Annotated in this window: 19 protein-coding genes; 8 read left to right on the forward strand and 11 right to left on the reverse strand. The window is 67.8% G+C overall.

What is annotated here, in order from left to right:
• Positions 1 to 274 precede the first annotated feature (274 nt).
• Positions 275 to 838 (reverse strand): glycine zipper 2TM domain-containing protein, encoded by a 564-nt coding sequence (locus AC5QAB_RS00940; RefSeq protein ID WP_014647790.1) that lies wholly within the window; start codon positions 836 to 838, stop codon positions 275 to 277.
• Between the two features lie 188 nt (positions 839 to 1,026).
• Here AC5QAB_RS00940 and cysS point away from each other — a divergent pair, with 188 nt between their 5' ends.
• The 3 genes from cysS to AC5QAB_RS00955 are packed head-to-tail and all read left to right on the forward strand — an operon-like array spanning position 1,027 to position 4,154.
• Positions 1,027 to 2,403, forward strand: coding sequence for a cysteine--tRNA ligase (cysS, locus tag AC5QAB_RS00945; protein ID WP_014647791.1), 1,377 nt, complete (start codon positions 1,027 to 1,029; stop codon positions 2,401 to 2,403).
• Positions 2,404 to 2,457: 54 nt separating this feature from the next.
• Positions 2,458 to 2,910 carry a SufE family protein gene (locus tag AC5QAB_RS00950; RefSeq protein ID WP_032956126.1) on the forward strand — a complete coding sequence of 151 codons (453 nt, stop codon included), beginning with the start codon at positions 2,458 to 2,460 and terminating at the stop codon, positions 2,908 to 2,910.
• Positions 2,907 to 4,154 (forward strand): MFS transporter, encoded by a 1,248-nt coding sequence (locus tag AC5QAB_RS00955; protein ID WP_032956128.1) that lies wholly within the window; start codon positions 2,907 to 2,909, stop codon positions 4,152 to 4,154. The genes AC5QAB_RS00950 and AC5QAB_RS00955 overlap by 4 nt, the downstream gene beginning before the upstream one ends.
• Before the next feature lie 520 nt (positions 4,155 to 4,674).
• On the opposite strand, the gene dksA is transcribed toward AC5QAB_RS00955, so the two are convergent.
• Complete coding sequence (gene dksA, locus AC5QAB_RS00960; RefSeq protein ID WP_075076325.1) at positions 4,675 to 5,901, reverse strand: RNA polymerase-binding protein DksA; 1,227 nt, start codon at positions 5,899 to 5,901, stop codon at positions 4,675 to 4,677.
• A 271-nt stretch (positions 5,902 to 6,172) separates the two neighbouring features.
• Here dksA and yidD point away from each other — a divergent pair, with 271 nt between their 5' ends.
• Genes yidD through AC5QAB_RS00975 form a run of 3 tightly spaced genes read left to right on the forward strand, consistent with a single transcriptional unit; the run spans position 6,173 to position 8,620 of the window.
• The gene (gene yidD, locus AC5QAB_RS00965) at positions 6,173 to 6,427 is read left to right on the forward strand and encodes a membrane protein insertion efficiency factor YidD (RefSeq protein ID WP_014037867.1); all 255 of its coding nucleotides are present in this window, start codon (positions 6,173 to 6,175) and stop codon (positions 6,425 to 6,427) included.
• A 1-nt stretch (position 6,428) separates the two neighbouring features.
• A complete protein-coding gene (locus tag AC5QAB_RS00970) occupies positions 6,429 to 7,775 on the forward strand; it encodes a dihydroorotase (RefSeq protein ID WP_032956131.1) in 1,347 nt (448 codons plus the stop codon).
• The gene (locus AC5QAB_RS00975; protein WP_032956132.1) at positions 7,775 to 8,620 is read left to right on the forward strand and encodes a M23 family metallopeptidase; all 846 of its coding nucleotides are present in this window, start codon (positions 7,775 to 7,777) and stop codon (positions 8,618 to 8,620) included. Before AC5QAB_RS00970 ends, AC5QAB_RS00975 begins: the two co-directional genes overlap by 1 nt.
• An 89-nt stretch (positions 8,621 to 8,709) precedes the next feature.
• Here AC5QAB_RS00975 and AC5QAB_RS00980 read toward each other — a convergent pair whose 3' ends face one another.
• The 5 genes from AC5QAB_RS00980 to efp form a co-directional block, all read right to left on the reverse strand.
• Positions 8,710 to 9,414 carry a squalene/phytoene synthase family protein gene (locus AC5QAB_RS00980; protein ID WP_032956133.1) on the reverse strand — a complete coding sequence of 235 codons (705 nt, stop codon included), beginning with the start codon at positions 9,412 to 9,414 and terminating at the stop codon, positions 8,710 to 8,712.
• An 11-nt stretch (positions 9,415 to 9,425) separates the two neighbouring features.
• Positions 9,426 to 10,121 carry a phosphoglycolate phosphatase gene (locus tag AC5QAB_RS00985; protein WP_014647799.1) on the reverse strand — a complete coding sequence of 232 codons (696 nt, stop codon included), beginning with the start codon at positions 10,119 to 10,121 and terminating at the stop codon, positions 9,426 to 9,428.
• On the reverse strand, positions 10,118 to 10,834 hold the full coding sequence (gene ubiG, locus AC5QAB_RS00990; protein WP_014647800.1) for a bifunctional 2-polyprenyl-6-hydroxyphenol methylase/3-demethylubiquinol 3-O-methyltransferase UbiG: 717 nt from the start codon (positions 10,832 to 10,834) through the stop codon (positions 10,118 to 10,120). The genes AC5QAB_RS00985 and ubiG overlap by 4 nt, the downstream gene beginning before the upstream one ends.
• Positions 10,835 to 10,860: 26 nt before the next feature.
• Positions 10,861 to 12,204 carry a TRZ/ATZ family hydrolase gene (locus AC5QAB_RS00995; RefSeq protein ID WP_014647801.1) on the reverse strand — a complete coding sequence of 448 codons (1,344 nt, stop codon included), beginning with the start codon at positions 12,202 to 12,204 and terminating at the stop codon, positions 10,861 to 10,863.
• A gap of 201 nt (positions 12,205 to 12,405) precedes the next feature.
• The gene (gene efp / locus AC5QAB_RS01000) at positions 12,406 to 12,972 is read right to left on the reverse strand and encodes an elongation factor P (RefSeq protein WP_005410381.1); all 567 of its coding nucleotides are present in this window, start codon (positions 12,970 to 12,972) and stop codon (positions 12,406 to 12,408) included.
• 96 nt (positions 12,973 to 13,068) lie between these two features.
• Here efp and epmB point away from each other — a divergent pair, with 96 nt between their 5' ends.
• Entirely contained in the window at positions 13,069 to 14,109 is a 1,041-nt protein-coding gene (gene epmB, locus AC5QAB_RS01005; RefSeq protein WP_087948696.1) for an EF-P beta-lysylation protein EpmB, read from the forward strand.
• Between the two features lie 67 nt (positions 14,110 to 14,176).
• On the opposite strand, the gene AC5QAB_RS01010 is transcribed toward epmB, so the two are convergent.
• The 3 genes from AC5QAB_RS01010 to AC5QAB_RS01020 form a co-directional block, all read right to left on the reverse strand.
• The gene (locus AC5QAB_RS01010) at positions 14,177 to 16,303 is read right to left on the reverse strand and encodes a putative bifunctional diguanylate cyclase/phosphodiesterase (RefSeq protein ID WP_014647803.1); all 2,127 of its coding nucleotides are present in this window, start codon (positions 16,301 to 16,303) and stop codon (positions 14,177 to 14,179) included.
• The gene (locus tag AC5QAB_RS01015; RefSeq protein ID WP_227864238.1) at positions 16,300 to 17,175 is read right to left on the reverse strand and encodes a phosphate/phosphite/phosphonate ABC transporter substrate-binding protein; all 876 of its coding nucleotides are present in this window, start codon (positions 17,173 to 17,175) and stop codon (positions 16,300 to 16,302) included. Before AC5QAB_RS01015 ends, AC5QAB_RS01010 begins: the two co-directional genes overlap by 4 nt.
• 103 nt (positions 17,176 to 17,278) lie before the next feature.
• Complete coding sequence (locus tag AC5QAB_RS01020) at positions 17,279 to 18,049, reverse strand: RNA methyltransferase (protein ID WP_032956141.1); 771 nt, start codon at positions 18,047 to 18,049, stop codon at positions 17,279 to 17,281.
• 120 nt (positions 18,050 to 18,169) lie between these two features.
• Here AC5QAB_RS01020 and AC5QAB_RS01025 point away from each other — a divergent pair, with 120 nt between their 5' ends.
• The gene (locus AC5QAB_RS01025; RefSeq protein ID WP_005417749.1) at positions 18,170 to 18,997 is read left to right on the forward strand and encodes an inositol monophosphatase family protein; all 828 of its coding nucleotides are present in this window, start codon (positions 18,170 to 18,172) and stop codon (positions 18,995 to 18,997) included.
• Positions 18,998 to 19,668: 671 nt separating this feature from the next.
• Here the strand turns inward: AC5QAB_RS01025 and htpX are convergent.
• Positions 19,669 to 20,535, reverse strand: a complete 867-nt coding sequence (gene htpX / locus AC5QAB_RS01030) for a protease HtpX (protein ID WP_014647806.1) — start codon at positions 20,533 to 20,535, stop codon at positions 19,669 to 19,671.
• Positions 20,536 to 20,542: the final 7 nt, after the last annotated feature.

Below are 20,542 nucleotides of genomic sequence, written 5' to 3' on the forward strand. Positions count from 1 at the left end.
AAAGGTGGAGCGGGAAGATTGCAGTTGCAGCTTTCAGAAGATGCACTTTTGAAGCGCGGAAACGAAAAAACCCAGCCGGCGGGCTGGGTTTTTTCGGACGAACAGCAAAAAGCTCCGGTTACCCAGCGAGGATGTGGGGTTCCGGTCGACGCGCACGCGAGGTCATGCCCGACGCCTGTCGGGCTGCGCTGCTGTCGTGCTGGAAGTCGGTGAGCTTCATGGTCAACCATCTTCGCATGCGGCCGAGGCCGGCGCAAGGGCCGGGGTCCCAGAATCAGGGATTGCTGGCCGTGCCCTGCTCCGGGCCGACCCAGGGCGTGATCGACACCCGGATCTTGAGCCGGTTGCCGGGGTCTTCCGGCAGCCGCGAACGGTACTTGGTGCCCTTGTAGACGTAATCCACGTCGTAGGCGATGGGCCGGCGGAATTCACGCCCCACCGGCACGATGCGGCAGTCGCGGGTCAGCATCGGGCCAGTGTTGGCCGGTGCCGGGGCCGGCGTCTCGGCTCCGGGCTCCTCAACGGCCTCTTCGTCGCTGCGCTTGAACATCGAGCGCACCGAGTCCCAGAAGCGGCTGATCCGGCCCTTGTCCTCGACCGGCTCCTCGCCGGTCACGTTCACCGGGGCCAGGGTCCGGGTCGACACCGGCTCGCAGTGCTCCTCGGTGCGGGTCGCGCGCAGGGTCTGGAACACCGGCTCCACGTTCAGCACCTGGGCGTAGTCGAACTTCACGTTCTCAACGATCACCACCCGGTTGCGGGGCTCGGCCTCCTGCGCCAGCACCACGGCGGGCAGCGCCGACAGGCAGGCCAGGGTCAGCAACGCGGTGGATTTCATTGGCGACGGGAGCAAGGACACGGCAATAGTGTAGGCAGTGGCGAGCGCAAGGGGCTGAACATTACCCGTCCACGCCGCTCCTGCCCACCCCACCCCGGGTGGCCCCGGCGTCCACCGGTGGCAACGGGTGCCCCCAAAGGGGGCCGACACGTTCTAAAATCACAGGCTTGTCCCCCAGCCACAGCCCCATGACCCTGCGCCTGCACAACAACCTGACTCGCCAGCTCGAACCGTTCACCCCGCTCGATCCGGCCTGTCCGACCCTGTATGTGTGCGGCCCGACGGTCTACAACTACGTGCACATCGGCAACGCCCGTGGCCCGGTGGTGTTCGGGGTGCTGGCCGACCTGCTGCGGCGCCGTTTCGGTGGCCTGCGCTACGCGCGCAACATCACCGACGTGGACGACAAGATCAACACCGCCGCGCGCGAGCAGGGCGTACCGATCAGCACCATCACCGACAGGTTCGCCGCCGCCTACCGTGAGGACATGGCCGCGCTGGGCGTGGTGCCGCCGGACATCGAGCCGGAGGTGACCGCGCACATTCCGCAGATCATCACCATGATCGAGCAGCTGATCGCCAACGGGCATGCCTACGCTGCCGAAGGCCACGTGCTGTTCGCGGTGGCCAGCTTCGATGGCTACGGCAAGCTCTCGCGCCGCGATCCGGACGAAATGCTGGCCGGCGCCCGTGTCGACGTGGCCCCGTACAAGCGTGATCCGGGTGATTTCGTGCTGTGGAAGCCGTCCAGCGACGACCTGCCCGGCTGGGCGTCGCCATGGGGCCGTGGCCGCCCGGGCTGGCACATCGAGTGCTCGGCAATGGCCGCCGCCCACCTGGGCGAGACCATCGACATCCATGCCGGCGGCGTCGACCTGCAGTTCCCGCACCACGAGAACGAGCTTGCGCAGAGCGAGTGCGCCCACGGCGGCAAGATCTTCGCCCGCTTCTGGCTGCACAACGGCATGCTCAACTTCGGCGGCGCCAAGATGAGCAAGTCGCTGGGCAACATCGAGCGCGTGCACGACCTGGTGCGCCAGCACCCGCCGGAAGCACTGCGCCTGGCCCTGCTGTCGGCCCACTACCGGCAACCGCTGGACTGGTCCGATGGCCTGATCGAACAGTCGGTGCGCACCCTGGACCGCCTGTACGGCACCTTGCGCGAACTGGCGTCAGTCGAGGCGGTCGTTGCGATCCCGGCCACGGTCGAGGCGACCCTGGATGACGATCTGAACACCCCGCAGGCACTGGCCGAAGTGGCCCGCATCGCCGCCGATGCGCGTCGTGCCACCGATCCGGCCGAGCAGGCGCGCCTGAAGGGTGAACTGCTCGGCGCCGGACTGGCACTGGGCCTGCTGCAGGCCGATCCAGCGCAGTGGTTCGGCACTGCGGCCAGCGACGGCGGCGACGATGCCCGCATCCAGGGCCTGATCGATGAGCGTGCCGCTGCCAAGAAGGCGCGCGACTTCGCCCGTTCCGACGCCATCCGCGACCAGCTGGCCGCCGAAGGCATCGTGCTGGAAGACACCCCGCAGGGCGTGCGCTGGTCGCGCAAGCGCGGCTGACCCGCCCTGCCCCGTGGCCGGTACGCCGGCCACGCCCCCACCGTAGAGACTGTTGTGATCGACTCCCCGTTCCCGCTTGAACCCACCGCCGCCGAGGCACAGGCCGCCATCGCCGAGGAATTCGGCTTCTTCGGCGACTGGTCCGAGCGTTACCAGTACCTGATCGACCTCGGCCGCAAGCTGCCGGCCTTCCCGGAAGAATGGAAGACCGAAGAGCATCGCCTGCTCGGCTGCCAGTCGATGGTCTGGATCGTGCCCGAAGGCAACGCGCAGTCGCTGCGCTTCCATGCCATCAGTGATTCGGCGATTGTCTCCGGCCTGATCTTCCTGGCCCTGCGTGTGTACTCCGGGCGCTCGGCGCAGGAGATCCTGGCCACCGAGCCGAGCTACATCCAGGACATCGGCCTGGCCCGCCACCTCTCGCCGACCCGCAGCAACGGCGTGGCGGCGATGCTGGCCTTCATCCGCGAGACCGCGCAGGCCCAGCTGCAGCGCGACCCGTCGTGAGCGAGCCTGCCACAGCCGAAGACAGCGCGCTGGGCCTGCTGTCCCGGCCCGGTTTCGCCAGGCTGCTGGCGTACCGCATCTTCGCGATGCTGTCCTACCAGGTGGTCGCGGTCACCGTCGGCTGGCACATCTACGAAGTTACCCGCAATCCGTTCTCGCTGGGCCTGATCGGCCTGGCCGAGGTGCTGCCGTTCTTCTGCGTGGCGCCGTTCGCCGGTTACCTGGTGGATCACCTGCCGCGCCGCCGCCTGGGCATGGTCGCCTGTTGCGGACTGATCGCCACCGCACTGGTATTGACCAGCGTGGCCATGGGCTGGCTGCCGATCGACGGCGTGTGGCCGATCTACGCAGCCATTGCGCTGACCGGCATGGTCCGCGCCTTCCTGTCGCCGATCTACAACGCCCTGTTCGCCCGCGTACTGGCCCGTGACCAGTTCGCGCGTGGCGCCGGCCTGGGCGCGGTGGTATTCCAGGCCGGCATGATCGCCGGCCCGGCACTGGGCGGCGTGCTGGTCGGCTTCGGTGGCAAGGGTCTGTCCTACGCGGTGGCCACCGCCTTCGCGCTGGTGGCGATGGCCTGTCTGGCCACGCTGAAAGTGGAGGAGCCGGTGCACACCGGCCCTGCCGCGCCGATCTTCAAGAGCATCGCCGAAGGCGCGCGCTTCGTGGTCGGCAACCGGATCATGGTCGGCGCGATGGCGCTGGACATGTTCTCGGTGCTGCTGGGCGGCGTGGTGGCGATGCTGCCGGCGTTCCTGCACGAAATCCTGCACCACGGCCCGGAAGGCCTGGGCATCCTGCGCGCGATGCCGGCGCTGGGCTCGGTGTGCGTGGGCCTGTGGCTGGCCCGCCACCCGCTGCACCGCAATGCCGGCCGCGTGCTGCTGTTCGCGGTGGCCGGCTTCGGCCTGTGCGTGATCAGCTTCGGGCTGTCGCAGCACTTCTGGCTGTCGGCGCTGATCCTGCTGTTCTACGGCGCCTTCGATGGCGTCTCGGTGGTGATCCGCTCGACCATCCTGCAGCTGGCCACGCCGGAAGAAATGCGCGGTCGCGTATCGTCGATCAACGGCATCTTCATCAGTTCGTCCAACGAGCTGGGCGCGTTCTATGCCGGCACGATGGCGAAGCTGCTCGGCCTGGTACCGGCCGTGGTGCTGGGCGGGTTCGCGGTGCTGAGCGTTGCCGGGATCACCGCGTGGAAGAACCCGACGCTGCGGAAGTTGAATCTTCGCGACCTGCAGTGACGCTGCTAACAGCGGATTCGGCGGCGCCGGGCGTTTGGCTGGGGCCGTTGCTCTCCCTCGATGATCGGGCTTGTCACTTTCTTTTCGCGAAAAGAAAGTAACCAAAGAAGCGCTCCGCCATCCGCGAGCCGGCGCTGCGCGCCGGTGCCCTGTGCTCCTCGGTGAATCAGGGGACGGCGCGGAGAGCCAGCCGACCAGCAGTCGGCTCTACAGGATAGAGCCGCCTCTTCGCGCCTGATTCCCCTGCGGTGCTCGGCTCGCTACAAGGCGGACTCAACAGCCGCGAGCGCACGCATGACCGTTCCTGATAGAGCCAAGCCATGCTTGGCTGCCTTTGCTTTTGCTTTTGCTCTTCCTTGCCCTCCGGCTTCGGCCTGAGCCGAGCGTGGGCTCGGCTCTACATCGGCCCCACCCGCAGGCTCCACCCGATACCCGGAAGGCGCTCTACACAGCCAACTCGAACCCAACAAAAAACCCGGCCGAAGCCGGGTTTTCTGCATGACCAGACAACGATCAGGAATCAGTCGCCCTGCTGCTTCTGCAGATGCTCCCAACGCTCCTGGGCATCGATGGTGCGCTCGGCGGTCAGGCGCGCCTCCAGGCGCTCCAGGCCGATTTCTTCGCCGGTGTCGACGCAGTAACCGTAGTCGCCCGCTTCCAGGCGCTTCAGGGTGCTGTCGATCTTGCCGATCAGCTTGCGGTAGCGGTCGCGGGTACGCAGTTCCAGCGAGTTCTCGGTTTCGCGGGTCGCGCGCTCGGCTTCGTCGCCGATGTCACGCACTTCCTCGCGCAGGTTCTCGATGGTCTGCTTGGACTCTTCCACCAGGTCCGCGCGCCAGTTCTGCAGGCGCTGGCGGAAATACTCCTGCTGCAGCGGGCTCATGTATTCCTCTTCCGAGGACGGCTTGTAGCCAGCCGGCAGGATCGGGCGGCCGGTGGCCTCGTCGGTCTTGTATTCGACCACCTTGTACTTGCTGCGCGGGGCCGGTGCTGCCGAGCGGGCGGCGACGGCCACGGCAACCTTGCCGACAGGGCGCGACACGGTCTTCGGGGCGGAATCGGATTTCACGGCGGTTTTGGCAGGCGATTTCGAAACGGGCACGGGATTCTTGGATTGCGGGGCCTTCGAAGCGGCAGGAGCGGCGGCCGGGGCCGGCTTGGAGGCCGGTTGGGCTGCTGCCACTGCCACGGTCTTGGCCGGGACAGGCTTGGCCGGAGCCGGCTTGGCAGCAGGCTTCGGTGCGGACTTCACTACTGGGGCCGGGGCCGGCTTTACGGCCGGTGCGGCAACATTCTTGGCAACCTTCTTTGCAGCGGCAGGCGTGGCGACCGGCTTGGCCGCAGCGACCTTCTTTGCCGCCGGCTTGGCGACCGGCTTGGCTGCAGCCTTCTTCACCACCGCCTTCGGCGCCGGCTTGGCTGCTGCCTTCTTGACCACCGGCTTGGCGACGGTCTTCTTCACCGGCGCAGCCTTGCTGACGGCCTTTTTCACCGGCGCCTTCTTGCTGGCAGCGGCTGGCTTGGCCTTGGCGGGCGCAGCGGCTTTCTTCGCCACCGGCTTGGTTGCCTTGACCGGCGTTTTCTTTGCGGTGGCCTTCCTGGCCGCCGGTTGCGAGGACGCTGCCTTGGTCGCCGGCTTGCTCGCCGGCTTCTTGGCAACGGGCTTTGCCGCCAACTTCTTCACAACAGGCTTGGCGGTTTTCTTGGCGGCCGTTGCGGCCTTCTTTGCAGTTTTTTTAGCAGCCACGAAACGCTCTTCCTTGGATTCCCCGGGGCCCGGGAAAGCGGGCCTTTATAGCCTACCCGACCCGCAGCAGCAACCTCGGCACCCTGCTCCATTCAGTCCTGGAGCCAAGGCGCCCAATGGGCAGTCCGACGAACACGGACCGCCTTGCGCGGTACGGAACCTGGCCAGCACCCGACGGTGCTGGTACCGGTCGCAGGCCATCGGCGACATGCGACCAACGGCCCATCCTGCACAAATGCGGCCTTCATGCCAACTGGCATAAGATGACTGGGTGATCTCGCGCCTGCTCATTGCCCTGCTGCGCTTCTACAAGCGCTTCATCAGCCCCTTGCTGGGGCCCCGCTGCCGTTTCGTGCCGAGCTGTTCTGAATACGCGATGGACGCGATCTCGCGGCACGGCCCGCTGCGCGGCAGCTGGCTGGCTGCGCGCAGGCTGGGCCGCTGCCACCCGTTCCATCCCGGCGGCTTCGACCCCGTGCCCGAGTCCCCCAACGCCCCCTCTTGCCGTTGCACAGGAAAACATTGACATGTCCTCCACCCTCATCACCAATGCCCGCATGGTCAACGAAGGCCGCACCTTCGACGGCGACCTGCGCATCGAGAACGGCCGCATCGCGCAGATCGGCAACGGGCTGGCGCCGCGCGACGGCGAGCAGGTGGTGGACGCGGCCGGGCGCTGGCTGCTCCCGGGCATGATCGATGACCAGGTGCACTTCCGCGAACCGGGCCTGACCCACAAGGGCGACATCGCCAGCGAATCGGCGGCGGCCGTGGCCGGTGGCCTGACCAGCTTCATGGACATGCCCAACACCAACCCGCCGACGCTGGATTCGACCATCCTGGAAGCCAAGTACGAGCTCGCGCGCGGCCGCGCTTGGGCCAACTACGGCTTCTACCACGGCGCCAGCAATGACAACCTGGACGCCATCCGTGCGCTGGACCCGAAGAAGGCGCCGGGCGTGAAGGTGTTCATGGGTGCTTCGACCGGCAACATGCTGGTCGACAACCCCGAAACGCTGGACGCGATCTTCCGCGAATGCCCGACCCCGATCATCACGCACTGCGAAGACACGCCGATGATCGATGCCAACCTGAAGGCCTTCCAGGAAAAGTACGGCGATGCGCTGACCCCGGACATGCACCCGGACATCCGCTCGCGCGAAGCCTGCATCAAGTCGACCCGCCTGGCGATGTCGCTGGCGCGCAAACACGGCACCCGCCTGCACGTGCTGCACATCTCCACCGCCGATGAACTGGCGCTGTTCGAGAAGGGCCCGCTGATCCGCGCCGATGGCAGCCGCAAGCAGATCACCGCTGAAACCTGCGTGCACTTCCTGCACTTCGCGCGCCCGGACTATGCGACCAAGGGCAACCTGATCAAGTGCAACCCGGCCATCAAGGAAGTGTCCGACCGCGAGGCGATCACCGCTGCGCTGGCCGACGACGTGCTGGACGTGCTGGCTACCGACCACGCGCCGCACACCTGGGAAGAGAAGCAGAAGCCCTACGCGCAGGCCCCCTCCGGCCTGCCACTGGTGCAGTACGCGCTGGTGGCCGCGCTGGAGCGCGTGCACGAAGGCAAGCTGACCCGCGAGCAGGTGGTGCAGAAGTTCGCCCACGCCCCGGCGCAGCTGTTCGACGTGGAAGAACGTGGCTTCCTGCGCGAAGGCTACTTCGCCGATCTGGTCCTGGTCGAAGACGTGCCGTTCACGGTCAAGCGCGAGGACGTGCTGTCCAAGTGCGGCTGGTCGCCGTTTGAGGGCACCACCTTCCGTTCGCGCGTCGCCTCCACCTGGGTCAACGGCCAGCTGGTGTGGGACGGCAGCAACCTGGTGGGCGAACCCGCCGGCCAGCGCATGACCTACAACCGCTGATGCGCTCGGCACTTCTGATCGGGGCGCTGCTGGCCGCGCCCCTGTTTTCCGTACCCGCGGCGCAGGCGCAGGATGGCATTGGCAGCCTGATCGACAGCCGCGTGGTGTTCCCGGCCAGTGCGTCGCAGGGCGCACTGGTGATCGGCAAGGTTCCCGCCGGCAGCCGCGTGCAGTACGCCGGTCGCCAGCTGCGGGTGAGCGGCTACGGCAGCGTGGTGTTCGGCATCGGCCGTGACGAGAAGGGCCCGCTGCGCGTGCAGGTGCAGCGCCCCGATGGTGGCAGCGAGACCGCGACCATTGCGGTGACGCCGCGCGACTGGCCCACCGAGCGGGTCAACGGCGTGCCGCCGAAGACGGTCAATCCGCCGCCGGCGATTGCCGAGCGGATCAAGCGCGAACAGGCGCAGGTGACCGCCGCGCGTGCCCGCGATGACGACCGCACCGACTTCACCCAGACCTTCATCTGGCCGGTGCAGGGCCGCATCAGCGGTCGCTTCGGCAATGCCCGCGTGTACAACGGGCAGCCCGGTGCCGGTCATTCGGGCATGGACATCGCGGTACCGACCGGCACCCCGGTGAAGGCACCGGCCGCCGGCATCGTCACCTTCGCCGGGCCGGACCTGTACCTGACCGGCGGTACGCTGCTGCTCGACCACGGCTTCGGGGTCAGCTCCAACTTCCTGCACCTCTCGCGCATCGACGTAAAGGTCGGCGACCGGGTTGAACAGGGCCAGGTGATCGCTGCGGTCGGCGCCACCGGCCGTGCCACCGGCCCGCACCTGCACTGGGGCATGAACTGGTTCGAGACCCGTATCGACCCGCTGCTGGTGCTGGAGCGCAAGTAACGGTAGTGCCGGCCGCTGGCCGGCAACCTCATCCTCTTCCGCGCCCTGCTGGATGCCGGCCAGCGGCCGGCACTACCAGGTACGTTGGATCAACCGCGCGCGGCCCACCACACGCGCAGCAGGGTGCGCACCGGGGTGGCCTCGATCGGCTTGCCTGCGGCCTGTGCCGCCACCCGCGCACGCGCCAGGCTGGACCACACACGGCGCGGGCGCGGGCCGGGCACGCGGGTGCCCCACCCCTTCAACAGATGCTGCGCCCAGCGCTGTGCGGCATTGCTGGCGTCCTCGTCCAGCAGGCTGCGCGGCACACCCGCCACGCCAGCGTCCTGCAGGCGCTGCGCCAAGGTCTGCAGCTGCACCGCACGACCGGCGCCGGTGCGCGGCTTGTCAGCGAACAAGGCCGCCTCCACCGCGGCTACGGCCTCGGCGTAGTTCGCCAGCGCGCGCTCGGCGCCGGCCGCATCCAGCGCGACCGTGCGCGCTTCAACCAGATCCGGAAGTGCTTCGGCCAACTGGGCCCACGGTGCACGCACCGGCTCCAGCAGCCTGCCCAGCGGATGGCGCGAGCGATGTCCCGCCCAGCTGCGCAGCTCCTCGCCCCACCACGCCAGCTTGGCGTCGGCCGGCAGCGGATCGCCGCTGGTGTTGAGCATGTCGTCGAACTCCTGCAGCAGCGCGAACCACGCCACTGCAAGCTCGCGTTGCGATTCGGCCACGAACGGGGCGGCCACCGACCATTCCGGCCAACGGCTGCGCCACTTGTCGAGGAAACTGTCCAGCGCGGTACTGCTCACTACACCATTCCTTACGGCTGGGCCGGGGCTGCCGGCCGGGTCGGCCAGAGACTGGCCAGTTGCAGAAGTTCAGCGTTCTCGACCAGCACGTCGGCCTGCCAGGCCAGCGGATCGTCGCTGTGCAGGCGGTAGCCCCACAGGGCTGCCACCGACGGCATGGCCGCGGCCCGCGCGGCGATGATGTCGCGCTCGTCGTCACCCACGTACACGCAGTCTTCGGCAGCAACGCCAATGGCCTGCGCAGCGTGCAGCAGCGGCAGCGGGTGAGGTTTGCGCTCGGCCAGGCTGTCACCGCCGACCAGCACTGCACAGCGCTGCTGCCAGCCGTGCTGCGGCAGGATCAGCCGCGCCAGGTACTCGGGCTTGTTGGTGACGATGCCCCACACGGTGCCGGCGTCATCCAGCGCGGCAAGCATGCCGGCCACGCCATCGAACAGCACCGCGTGCTGGCCGATCAGCGCTTCGTAGCGCTGCAGGAATTCCGGAATCAGTGCATCTCGCGCAGCGGCATCCAGGTCCGGGAAAGCGGCCCCGACCATCGCGCGCGAGCCCTTGGAGACCACCGGGCGCAGCACCGCCGGATCGATCGGCGCACGACCACGCTCGGCCAGCATCGCGTTGCAGGTGGCGACGAAGTCCGGCGCGCTGTCCAGCAGGGTGCCGTCCAGGTCGAACAGCACCGCACGCGGGAAGCGGGCGGCGGTCATGCCGGCTTGACCGCGTAGGCCAGGTAGTTGATGTCGGTGCGGCTGCTCAGGCGGGCATGGTTGCGCCACGGCTCGTAGGCCATGCCGCTGACATCCACCAGCTGCAGGTCGGCCTCGCGCAGCCAGCGCGCCAGCTCGGCCGGCTTGATGAATTCCTGGTAGTGGTGCGTGCCCTTGGGCAGCAGGCGCGCCACGTACTCGGCGCCGACGATCGCCACCGCGAACGCGGCGGCGGTGCGGTTGATGGTCGACAGGAACAGGTGGCCGCCCGGCTTCAGCAGGCGCTTGCAGGCCTCGATGATCGCGCCCGGGTCCGGCACGTGCTCCAGCATTTCCATGCAGGTGACCACGTCGAAGCTGCCCGGCTGCTCGGCGGCCAGATCCTCGGCCGCCTGCACCCGGTAATCGACCTGGGCGCCGCTTTCCAGCGCATGCAGGCGCGCGACCTTGACCAGCTCCGGGGCCAGGTCGATGGCGGTGACGTCAGCACCGGCCTGGGCCAGCGCTTCGCTCAACAGGCCGCCACCGCAGCCGATGTCGAGCACGCGGGCGCCGCGCAGCGGCACGCGGTCAGCCACGTACTGCAGGCGCACCGGATTCAGCGCATGCAGCGGCTTCTGCGGGCCGTCAGCGTCCCACCAGCGGTTGGCCAGCGCAGCGAACTTGTCCAGCTCGGCCTGATCGAAATTTGAGGAAGCGTGGGGGGCAGTCATGTGGGATGTCCTTGCGGCGCCAGGGTTCAGGCGCGGATATGGCGGATGCGCTCGCGCCACTGGCGCGCGTTGGCGATGATGCCCGGCAGGTCCATGCCGACCAGCTCGCGCTGCACCAGCTTCGGCTTGCCGGCGATCCAGACATCGCTGACCTGCTGGCGGCCGGTGGCGTACACCAGCTGCGACAGCACGTTGTGCAGCGGCTGTGTTTCCAGCGCGGACAGATCAACGCAGACCAGGTCGGCCTGCTTGCCGACTTCGATCGAGCCGATGCGGTCGCCGAAGCCCAGCGCGCGTGCGCCACCCAGCGTGGACGCGCGCAGCGTGGTTGCCGCGTCCAGTGCAGTGGCGTCGTCGGCCACGGCCTTGGCCAGGATCGCCGCGGTGCGGTTCTCGCTGAACATGTCCAGGTCGTTGTTGCTGGCGCAGCCATCGGTACCGATCGCCAGGTTCACGCCTGCGCGCTGCAGGGCGCAGGCCGGGCAGAAACCGGAGGCCAGCTTCAGGTTGGATTCCGGGCAATGCACCACGCTGACGCCACGTTCGGCGCACAGGTGGATTTCCGCATCGGTCAGCTGGGTCATGTGCACCGCGATCAGGCGGTCGTTGACCAGGCCGAGCCGATCCAGCCGCGCCAGCGGGCGCTGGCCGTGCAGCCTGATCGAATCGTTGATTTCCTGCGCGGTCTCGTGGGTGTGCAGGTGCACCTGCATGTCGAGCTGGTCGGACAGCATCCGTACCCGCTCGAAGTTGGCATCATTGACCGTGTAAGGCGCATGCGGCGCGAACGCGGTGCCGATCAGCGGATCGGTGCGCCACTGGTCGTGCAGTTCACCGGCCTTGGCGAAGTACTCGTCGTCGGTCTTGGCCCAGGCGGTGGGGAAATCGATGATGACCGCGCCCACCAGCGCGCGGAAACCGTGTTTCTTGTAGACCGCGGCCTGCACGTCGCCGAAGAAGTAGTTCTCGTTGGCGCAGGTGGTGCCGCCGCGCAGCATCTCGGCGATGGCCAGGGTGGTACCGTCGGCAACGAATTCGGGGCCGATCACCGCCGCTTCCACCGGCCAGATGTGCTGCTGCAGCCAGGTCATCAGCGGCAGGTCGTCGGCAACGCCGCGCAGCAGGGTCATCGGGTTGTGCGTGTGCGCGTTGACCAGGCCCGGCATCAGCGCAGCCTCGGGTCGGCTCACCACCTGGGTGGCGCGGAAGCGTGCGCGCGCCTCGGCACGCGGCAGGATGGCCACGATCTCGCTGCCACGCACGGCAACGGCATGGTCTTCCAGCACCACCGCATGCGGCTCGATCGGAACGACGTAACCGGCTTCGATGAGCAGGTCGCAGGCTTCGGGGAGGTGCGGGCTATCGCTCATGCGGGCTCACTGGCTGGGGGGCGGCGAGATACTTCTGGGGGACACGCCCCTGAGTCAGGGGCTGCCGCGAAGCGGCGGGGTCTGGAGACCCGTGAAGCGGGGGCCCATGATCTGCCGAAGCAGATCATGGGAGCGCCAGCGCGAATGCGATGGCGCGTATCCGGCCAGCGGCCGTCACTACCGTAATCCGGCTGCGCCGGATTACTTGACGCGTGCGGAGTATTCGCCCGAACGGGTGTCGACGCGGATCACTTCGTCCTGGTTCACGAACAGCGGCACGCGGACCACGGCGCCGGTTTCCAGGGTGGCCGGCTTGCCGCCGCCGCCCGAGGTGTCGCCACGGACGCCCGGATCGGTTTCGGTGATCTTCAGCTCGACGAAGTTCGGCGGCTGCACGAAGATCGGCTCACCGTTCCACAGGGTGACCACGCAGGACTCCTCGCCCTTCAGCCACTTCTCGGCGCCGCCCATGCCGGCCTTGGTGGCCTGGACCTGCTCGAAGGATTCCGGGTCCATGAAGTGCCAGTACTCACCGTCGCTGTACATGAAGTTCATGTCGGTATCGACGACGTCGGCTGCATCCAGCGAGTCGGTCGACTTCATGGTCACTTCCTGGGTACGGCCGTCCTTGATCAGGCGGTACTTCACGCGGGTGAAGGCCTGGCCCTTGCCCGGCTTGACGTATTCGGTGTCGATGATGACGGCCGGTTGGTTGTTGACCAGGATCTTCATCCCGTTCTTGACGTCGTTCATGCCGTAGCTGGCCATGCGTAAACTCCTGAGTGGCAAAAACGCCGCGGGTGCGGCGAGCCGTTAGAATGGAAAGCCCACCGGGTGCCGGTGGGCGACTGTTTTTCTGCCCCCATGATAACCGCAGGCCCCCTCTCCATGCAGCTTTCCGCCTTCCCCCGGCCCCAGTCGCCAGGCGCGCCCGCGCGCTGGCAGCAGCTCTGGCGCCAGGCGCTGCGCGACCCGCACGCCCTGCTGGCCCGGCTGCAGCTGGACCCGGCCGCGCTGGGTGTCTCGGAGGCGGCCATTGCCCAGTTCGCGCTGCGCGTGCCGGAGGGCTTCGTGGCGCGCATGCGCGTGGGCGACGCGGCCGACCCGCTGCTGCGCCAGGTGCTGCCCGTCGACGAGGAAATGCGCCCGGCACCCGGGTTCAGTTTCGATGCGGTGGGTGATGGTGCCGCCAGGAAGGCCACCGGCGTCATCCAGAAGTACCGTGGACGCGCCCTGCTGGTCGCCACCGGCAGTTGCGCGATCAACTGCCGCTACTGCTTCCGCCGCCACTTCGACTATGCCGCGGAAAACGCCGCCAAGGGCGGCTGGCAGGAGGCCGTAGCAGCCATCGCGGCCGACCCGGACATCGACGAGGTCATCCTGTCCGGCGGCGACCCGCTGTCACTGGCCACGCACAAGCTGGCCGAGCTGACCGATGCGCTGCGCGCGATCCCGCACATCCGCCGCCTGCGCATCCACACCCGGCTGCCGATCGTGCTGCCGGAGCGCGTGGACGAGGAGCTGCTGGCCTGGCTGGGCAGCCTGCCGTGGCCGCTGGCGATCGTGGTCCACGCCAACCATGCCAATGAGTTCGACGCCAGCGTGGACGCTGCGATGAGCCGCCTGCGCGGCGTCGGCGCCCAGCTGCTGAACCAGGCCGTCCTGCTGCGCGGGGTCAACGACAGCGTGCAGGCCCTGCAGGACCTGAGCGAGCGCAGCTTCGCCGCCGGCGTGCTGCCCTATTACCTGCACCAGCTGGACCGGGTCGAGGGCGTGGCCCACTTCGAAGTGGACGACAGCCAGGCCAAGGCGCTGATTGCCGGCCTGACCGCACGCCTGTCCGGCTACCTGATCCCCAAGCTGGTGCGCGAACTGCCCGGCGACCCGAGCAAGCGCCCGCTGTAATTCCGCAGGGGGTCAGATCCCTTTTTCCTGCGGAAAAGGGATCTGACCCCGACACAACAACCGTCGGTCAGAGACCCGATTCGATCATCCGCACCACTTCGGTGGCGGTCACCGGGTGGCTCAGCCAGTAGCCCTGGCCAAGATCGCAGCCGCGCTGCACCAGCAGTTCGAACTGCGCCTGCTGCTCGATGCCTTCGGCCACCACCGTGATGCCCAGCGCGTGGGCCATGGCGATGATGGCCGTGGTCAGTGCCAGATCGTCGGGATCGCGCTGCATGTCGGCCACGAAACTCTTGTCGATCTTCACGCCGTCCACCGGCACCTGGCGCAGGTGGCTGAGACCGGAGAAGCCCGTTCCGAAATCATCCAGCCAGACCTTCACGCCAGTGCGGTGCAGCTTGTCCAGCAGCTGCGCGGCAACCATCTCGTCGCCGATCACTGCGGTTTCGGTCAGCTCCAGGTGCAGGCGCGAGGCCGGTAGCCCGGACTCATGCAGGCACTGTGCAACCAGCGCCGGCAGCTCGCCGCCGCGCAGCTGCCGCGGTGATACGTTCACCGACACGAACAGATCGTCGCCGCCCGCACCCCGTGGCCACTGCGAGGCTTCCATGCAGGCCGCACGCAGCACCTTCGGGCCGATGATCTCGATCAGCCCGCTCTGCTCGGCCACTTCGATGAACACCGACGGCGGAATCGTGCCCAGGGTCGGATGCTGCCAGCGCAGCAGCACTTCGACGCCGACCATGCGCCGGTCGCGCATGCGGAAGATCGGCTGGTAGGCCAGGCGCAGCTCGCCGCGCTCCCAGGCCCCGCGCAGCTCCTGCTCCATGTGCACGCGGCGCTCGACCGCATGGTCCATCGCCCGGCTGTAATGGCGGTAGCAGTTCTTGCCGGCCATCTTCGCCTGGTACATGGCGATGTCGCCGTTCTTCAGCAGCGTGGTCGCATCGGCGGCATCGTCCGGGAACAGGGTCACGCCGATCGAGGTCCCCAGGAACAGCTCCCTGCCCTGTACCACCAGCGGCTTGCCCAGTTCGCGCACCAGCACCTCGGCCAGCAGCCGGGCGTTCGCGGCCACGTCGCCATCGCCGACCAGGATCACGAACTCGTCGCCGCCGAAGCGGGCCAGCAGCGCCTCATCGCCTCCCGCTTCGGCAACCGCGCGCCCGATGCGCTGTGCGAACTGCAACAGCGCTTCGTCACCGGCCTCATGGCCAAGGGTATCGTTGACGCGCTTGAAGTCGTCGATATCGGCGAACAGCAGGCCCAGCCGATGATTGGATGCGCGCGCCGCCATCAGGCGATGGTCCAGTGCTTCCCGGAACGCCAGCCGGTTGGTCAACCCGGTCAGCGCATCGGTATAGGCCATGCGCCGCACCTCGCGGTCATGGCGGGCGATGGAATCGCGCATCCGGGCAAAGCCGCGCACCAGCTCGCCGACCTCGTCATTGCGGGTGTTCTCGGCCAGCGGCGCCTGGTAGTCGCCAGCCTCGATGCGGCGTGCCGCAGCGGCCAGGTCCCGGATCGGCGCCACCAGGGTGCGCTGCACGTACAGGATCACCGCCACGCCGATCACCACCAGCAGGCCCAGCATCAGCAGCAGCCAGCCCAGGTGGCGGCTGCCGACCTGCTGCAGGCGCTCGCCGAGCGTGGCATTGGCTGCCTGTTCGCGCTGCTGCACCTCGTCCAGCGCCATGCCGACGCGGACGCCGCCGATGCGCTGGTTGCCGACCATGATCGGCATGGTGTTGTCGAGCACCTTGGGCGATTCCTGCACCACCAGCGCCTGCGCCACCGCGGCCTTGGGAGCGAGCGGGTCGGCCATCGGCTGGCCGAAGCCGGACACCTCGATCGAGCCGTCATGCACCAGCCGGCCACGGTCGTCGAACACCAGCACATAGCGCACGACCGGCTGCCGTGCGGTGCTGCGCACCAGCGCACCGACCTGGTCCAGGTCGCGGTAGTACAACGGGTTGGCCAGCGCGTCGGACAGCTCGCGCGCCATCGCTTCGCCGCGGCTGCGCACGCTGCGGTCGAACAGTTCATGGATGACGCCACCACTGAGGTTGCGCACCTCGCCCTGCATCGCCGCCTGCCGCCCCAGCAACACTGCCAGGATCGCCACCACCACGACCATCGCCCCGCCCATCGCGAGCAGGAACCGGGCCTGCATTCCCGAGCCGAGCCACTTCATTCCACTTCCATCCGCACGCGCGTCAATCCTTGTTTCAATTCATCCAGCCGCTGCTGCGCATGCGCATCGACGCGGTGGAAACCGGAAGTACCGAAAAACCGATGCAACGCCCCCTGCGCCTGCGGGTCACTGGCCGCCTGCAGCAGGACGTCCTGCAGCCGGTCACGCACCCGCGGGTCGAGGTCGGCGCGCACCATCTCCACCGCCCGCGGGTAGGGCCTGGTGCGCAGCAGCTCGCGGAAGTCGCGCCGGAATGCCGCCGGCATCCGTCGCTCGTCGTTCCAGTCCACGCTGCTCACCGCCCCCACGTCAACCACGCCCTTGTGCACGAACGTAGCGATGTTCAACTCGCTGCGCGCGAACACATACCCCACACTGTCCCGGCCCGGCATGTCCCACACGCCGGCCAGGATCTGCGGCGCCAGCCCCTCCTGCAGCAGCGTCATCACCGGCACCAGGTAGGCACTGGTGGACGCCGTGTTCTGCAACGCCAGGCGATGCCCACGCATATCCTGGATGCGCTGGACCGGACTGTCGCGGCGCACGAAGAACACGGTCTGGTACTCACGCACACCATTGCGCTCGGTCAGCAACAACGGCCGCGCGCCACTGCGCTGGCCGAGTGCCACTGCCGTACCCGACGTTTCCGTAACCCAGTCGACCCGCCCCCGCCGCAGATAGCTGGCCATCTGCTGCGGGTCGCGCGCCATCAGGATCCGCCCCTCCTTGATGCCGACGTCATGCATGCGTGCCACCACATAGTCCAGCAACGGCTGCAGCTGCTCGTAATGGGCCTTGGGATCATCGCTGATCCGGCCCAGCACCAGCACCGGGTCCGGTGCTGCATGCACCGTCCCGGCCAGCAGGATCATGACCAGGCCCAGCAGTCCCCTCTGCACTGCCCTTCGCAGACCCGACACAGGCTTCATCCCCCCTGGGTATCCGGACAGACTACCCGAAAAAATGAGAACGTCGTCAGCTGTCCTTGTTGCCCGCTTGTGCCAGTCGCGCCATGCGCTGGGTGTCGGCCAGGATGCCGCGCAACAGGCGCACTTCCTGCTCGCTCGGCTCGCTGCGCAGGAACAGGCGGCGCAGCTTGCGCATCGCTGATTCCGGTGCGCGGCCCTTGTGGAAATCGATCTCGTCCAAGGTGTCGCCGAGCTGGGCGAAGAAGCTCTCCATCTGCTCATGGCTGGCGGCCTGTTCGCGGAAACCCGGCTCGGCGTCGGCGGCCGGCTGCGCGCCCAGCAGCTGCATGCGCGTTTCATAGGCCAGCACCTGCACCGCGGCTGCCAGGTTGAGCGAGCTGAACGCCGGGTCGGACGGAATATGCACCGCCGCATGGCAGAGCTGCAGTTCCTCGTTGGTCAGCCCGGTGCGCTCGCGACCGAACACCAGCGCCACCTCGGCGCCCTCGCCCGCCTTGGCCACCGCACGGGCGGCGGCATCGGCCGGCAGGTACTCCTCCAGCTGGACGCGGCGGGCACGGGCGGTGCAGCCCAGCACCAGTCGGCAATCGGCCACGGCCTCGGCCAGGGTGGCCACCACCGGGGCGTCCCCCAGCACGTCTTCGGCACCGGCCGAGCGGCGGAAAGCCTCCTCGTCCAGCGGTTTTTCGGGGGCGACCAGCACCAGGCGGGCCAGGCCCATGGTCTTCAGGGCACGGGCGGCAGCGCCCATGTTGCCGGGGTGCTGGGTACCGACCAGGACGAATCGGAGGCGGGTGGCGGCGGGAAACTGGGACATGAACAGGGAAAAGGTCGAGCTGGACGATGACCAATGGTAAACTGTGCGGCCGGCCACTGCGCCGGACCCGCTCTTTTCCCCCGCCAGTCCATCTCTTCTGCCTTTCCGGGAGCCCACGCCATGCAGAAACCCGCCGTCACCGTCATGGTCAAGGCCGCCCGCCTCGCCGGCAACGTCCTGTTGCGCAACATCAACAAGCTCGAGGCACTGAACGTGGTGCAGAAGGGCCGGATGGACTACGCCAGCGAAGTGGATGCGGACGCGGAAAAGGTCATCGTCAAGGAACTCAAGCGCGCTTACCCGGACTACGGCATCTTCGGCGAAGAAGGTGGCGTGCAGGGCGAGCGCCGCCAGATGTGGGTCATCGACCCGCTGGACGGCACCAGCAATTACCTGCGCGGCGTGCCGCACTACTGCGTGTCGATCGCTCTGGTCGAGAATGGCGAACCGACCGATGCGGTCATCTTCGACCCGCTGCGCAATGAACTGTTCACCGCAAGCCGTGGCGCTGGCGCCGTGCTGAACGACCGCCGCATCCGCGTGGCCGATCGCAAGGACCTGGAAGGCACGATGATCCACACCGGCTTCGCGCCGCGCGAGCGCAGCCGTGCCAGCGCCCAGCTGAAGGCGGTTGACGCCCTGCTGGTGCACGGCGAGGACATCCGCCGCACCGGTTCGGCCGCACTGGACCTGGCCTACGTGGCCTGCGGCCGCGCCGACGCCTACTTCGAAGCCGGCGTGAAGGCGTGGGACATCGCCGCCGGCCTGCTGCTGGTCCGCGAGGCGGGTGGCAAGGTCTGCGACTTCAAGGGCGCGACCCTGGGCCGCATGGACAACCGTGGCCCGGAGACCCACCAGATCGTGGCCGGCAACCTGAAGGTGGCCGAGTCGCTGCAGAAGGTGCTGGTCAACACCGGTTATGCGGCGGAGTTCGACGCGAAGTTCTGAGGTTTCGCGTAATGCGGTTCATGGAGACGGCACCTGCGAGGGTGCCGTTTTCGTTTGTGCGCACGGAGAGTCGTTTCCGCGACCGCGGAGGGGTGTCACTTTCTTTGCTCGTGCAAAGAAAGTAACCAAAGAAACACGCCGCCAGGGCGCGAGCCGATGCTACGCATCGGTACCCTGCGCTCCTCGGCCCGTCGAGGGACGGTGCGGGAACTCGCTGCGCTCAGACACCCGCACCTCTTCGCCCTCGCCGGACCTGCGGTGCTCGGCTCGCTCAAGGCGGACCCAAGGTCAAATGCCACAGCTGCACCCAGTAAATCCACGCCACGTGTGGATGCTGTTGTTCTTGATCTTGATCTTGATCTTCCAGTCCGCCTTGAGCGAGCCGAGCATCGCAGGGGAATCAGGGGCGAAGAGGCGCCGGTGTCTGAGCGCAGCGAGTTCGGCGCCGTCCCCTGATTCGCCGAGAAGCACAGGGAACCGTCGCGCAGCGACGGCTCGCGCCCCGGCGGCGTGTTTCTTTGGTTACTTTCTTTGCACGAGCAAAGAAAGTGACACCTCCCCGCAGGCGCGGAAACGATCCGCCGGGCACGATCCGGCATCAGCAATGCATCGCGCAAACAAAAACGCCCGGCGCGGGGCCAGGCGTTCCTGCACTACCGTGGAGCGGTGGCTTACGCCGCCGTCGACGCCCGCAGCGCGGCGATGCGCTCTTCCAGCGGCGGGTGGCTCATGAACAGCTTCTTGGCCGTCGAACCGGAAATGCCGAAGGCGGCAATCTGGGTCGGCAGCGTGCTCTGGCCGTGGTTGAGCTGCAGGCGCTCCAGCGCGGCGATCATCTTCTGGCGGCCCGCCAGCGAGGCACCACCCGCATCGGCACGGAACTCGCGATGGCGCGAGAACCACATCGAGATCATCGTGGCGAACAGGCCGAACACCATCTCCAGCACGAACACGATGATGTAGTAGGCGAAGCCGCGGCCGCCGCCTTCGCGGTTGCCCGACAGCGCGCTGTCGATGATGCCGCCGACCACGCGGGCCAGCACGATCACGAAGGTGTTCAACACGCCCTGCAGCAGTGCCATGGTGATCATGTCACCGTTGGCGACGTGGGCGATCTCGTGGCCCAGCACCGCTTCGGCCTCGTCTTCACTCATGTTGTGCAGCAGGCCGGTGGACACCGCCACCAGCGCGTTGTTGCGGTTGGCACCGGTGGCGAAGGCATTGATCTCCGGGCCGTCATAGACCGCCACCTCGGGCATGCCGATGCCGGCCGCCTTGGCCTGCCGCTCGACGGTGGCCAGCAGCCAGCGCTCGGTCTGGTTGCGCGGCTCGGTGATCACCACCGCACCGGTGGAGCGCTTGGCCATCCACTTGGACAGCAGCAGCGAGATGAAGGAGCCACCGAAGCCGAAGATCGCGGCCATGACCAGCAGGCCACTCATCTGGCTCGGATTGACCCCCAGCAACGACATCACGATGCTGGCGAGGATCAGGACCGCGAAGTTGGTCGCCAGGAACAGGGCAATGCGGGTAAACATGGGAAAA

It is taken from the genome of Stenotrophomonas sp. YJH_SMC_127 (assembly GCF_059372445.1).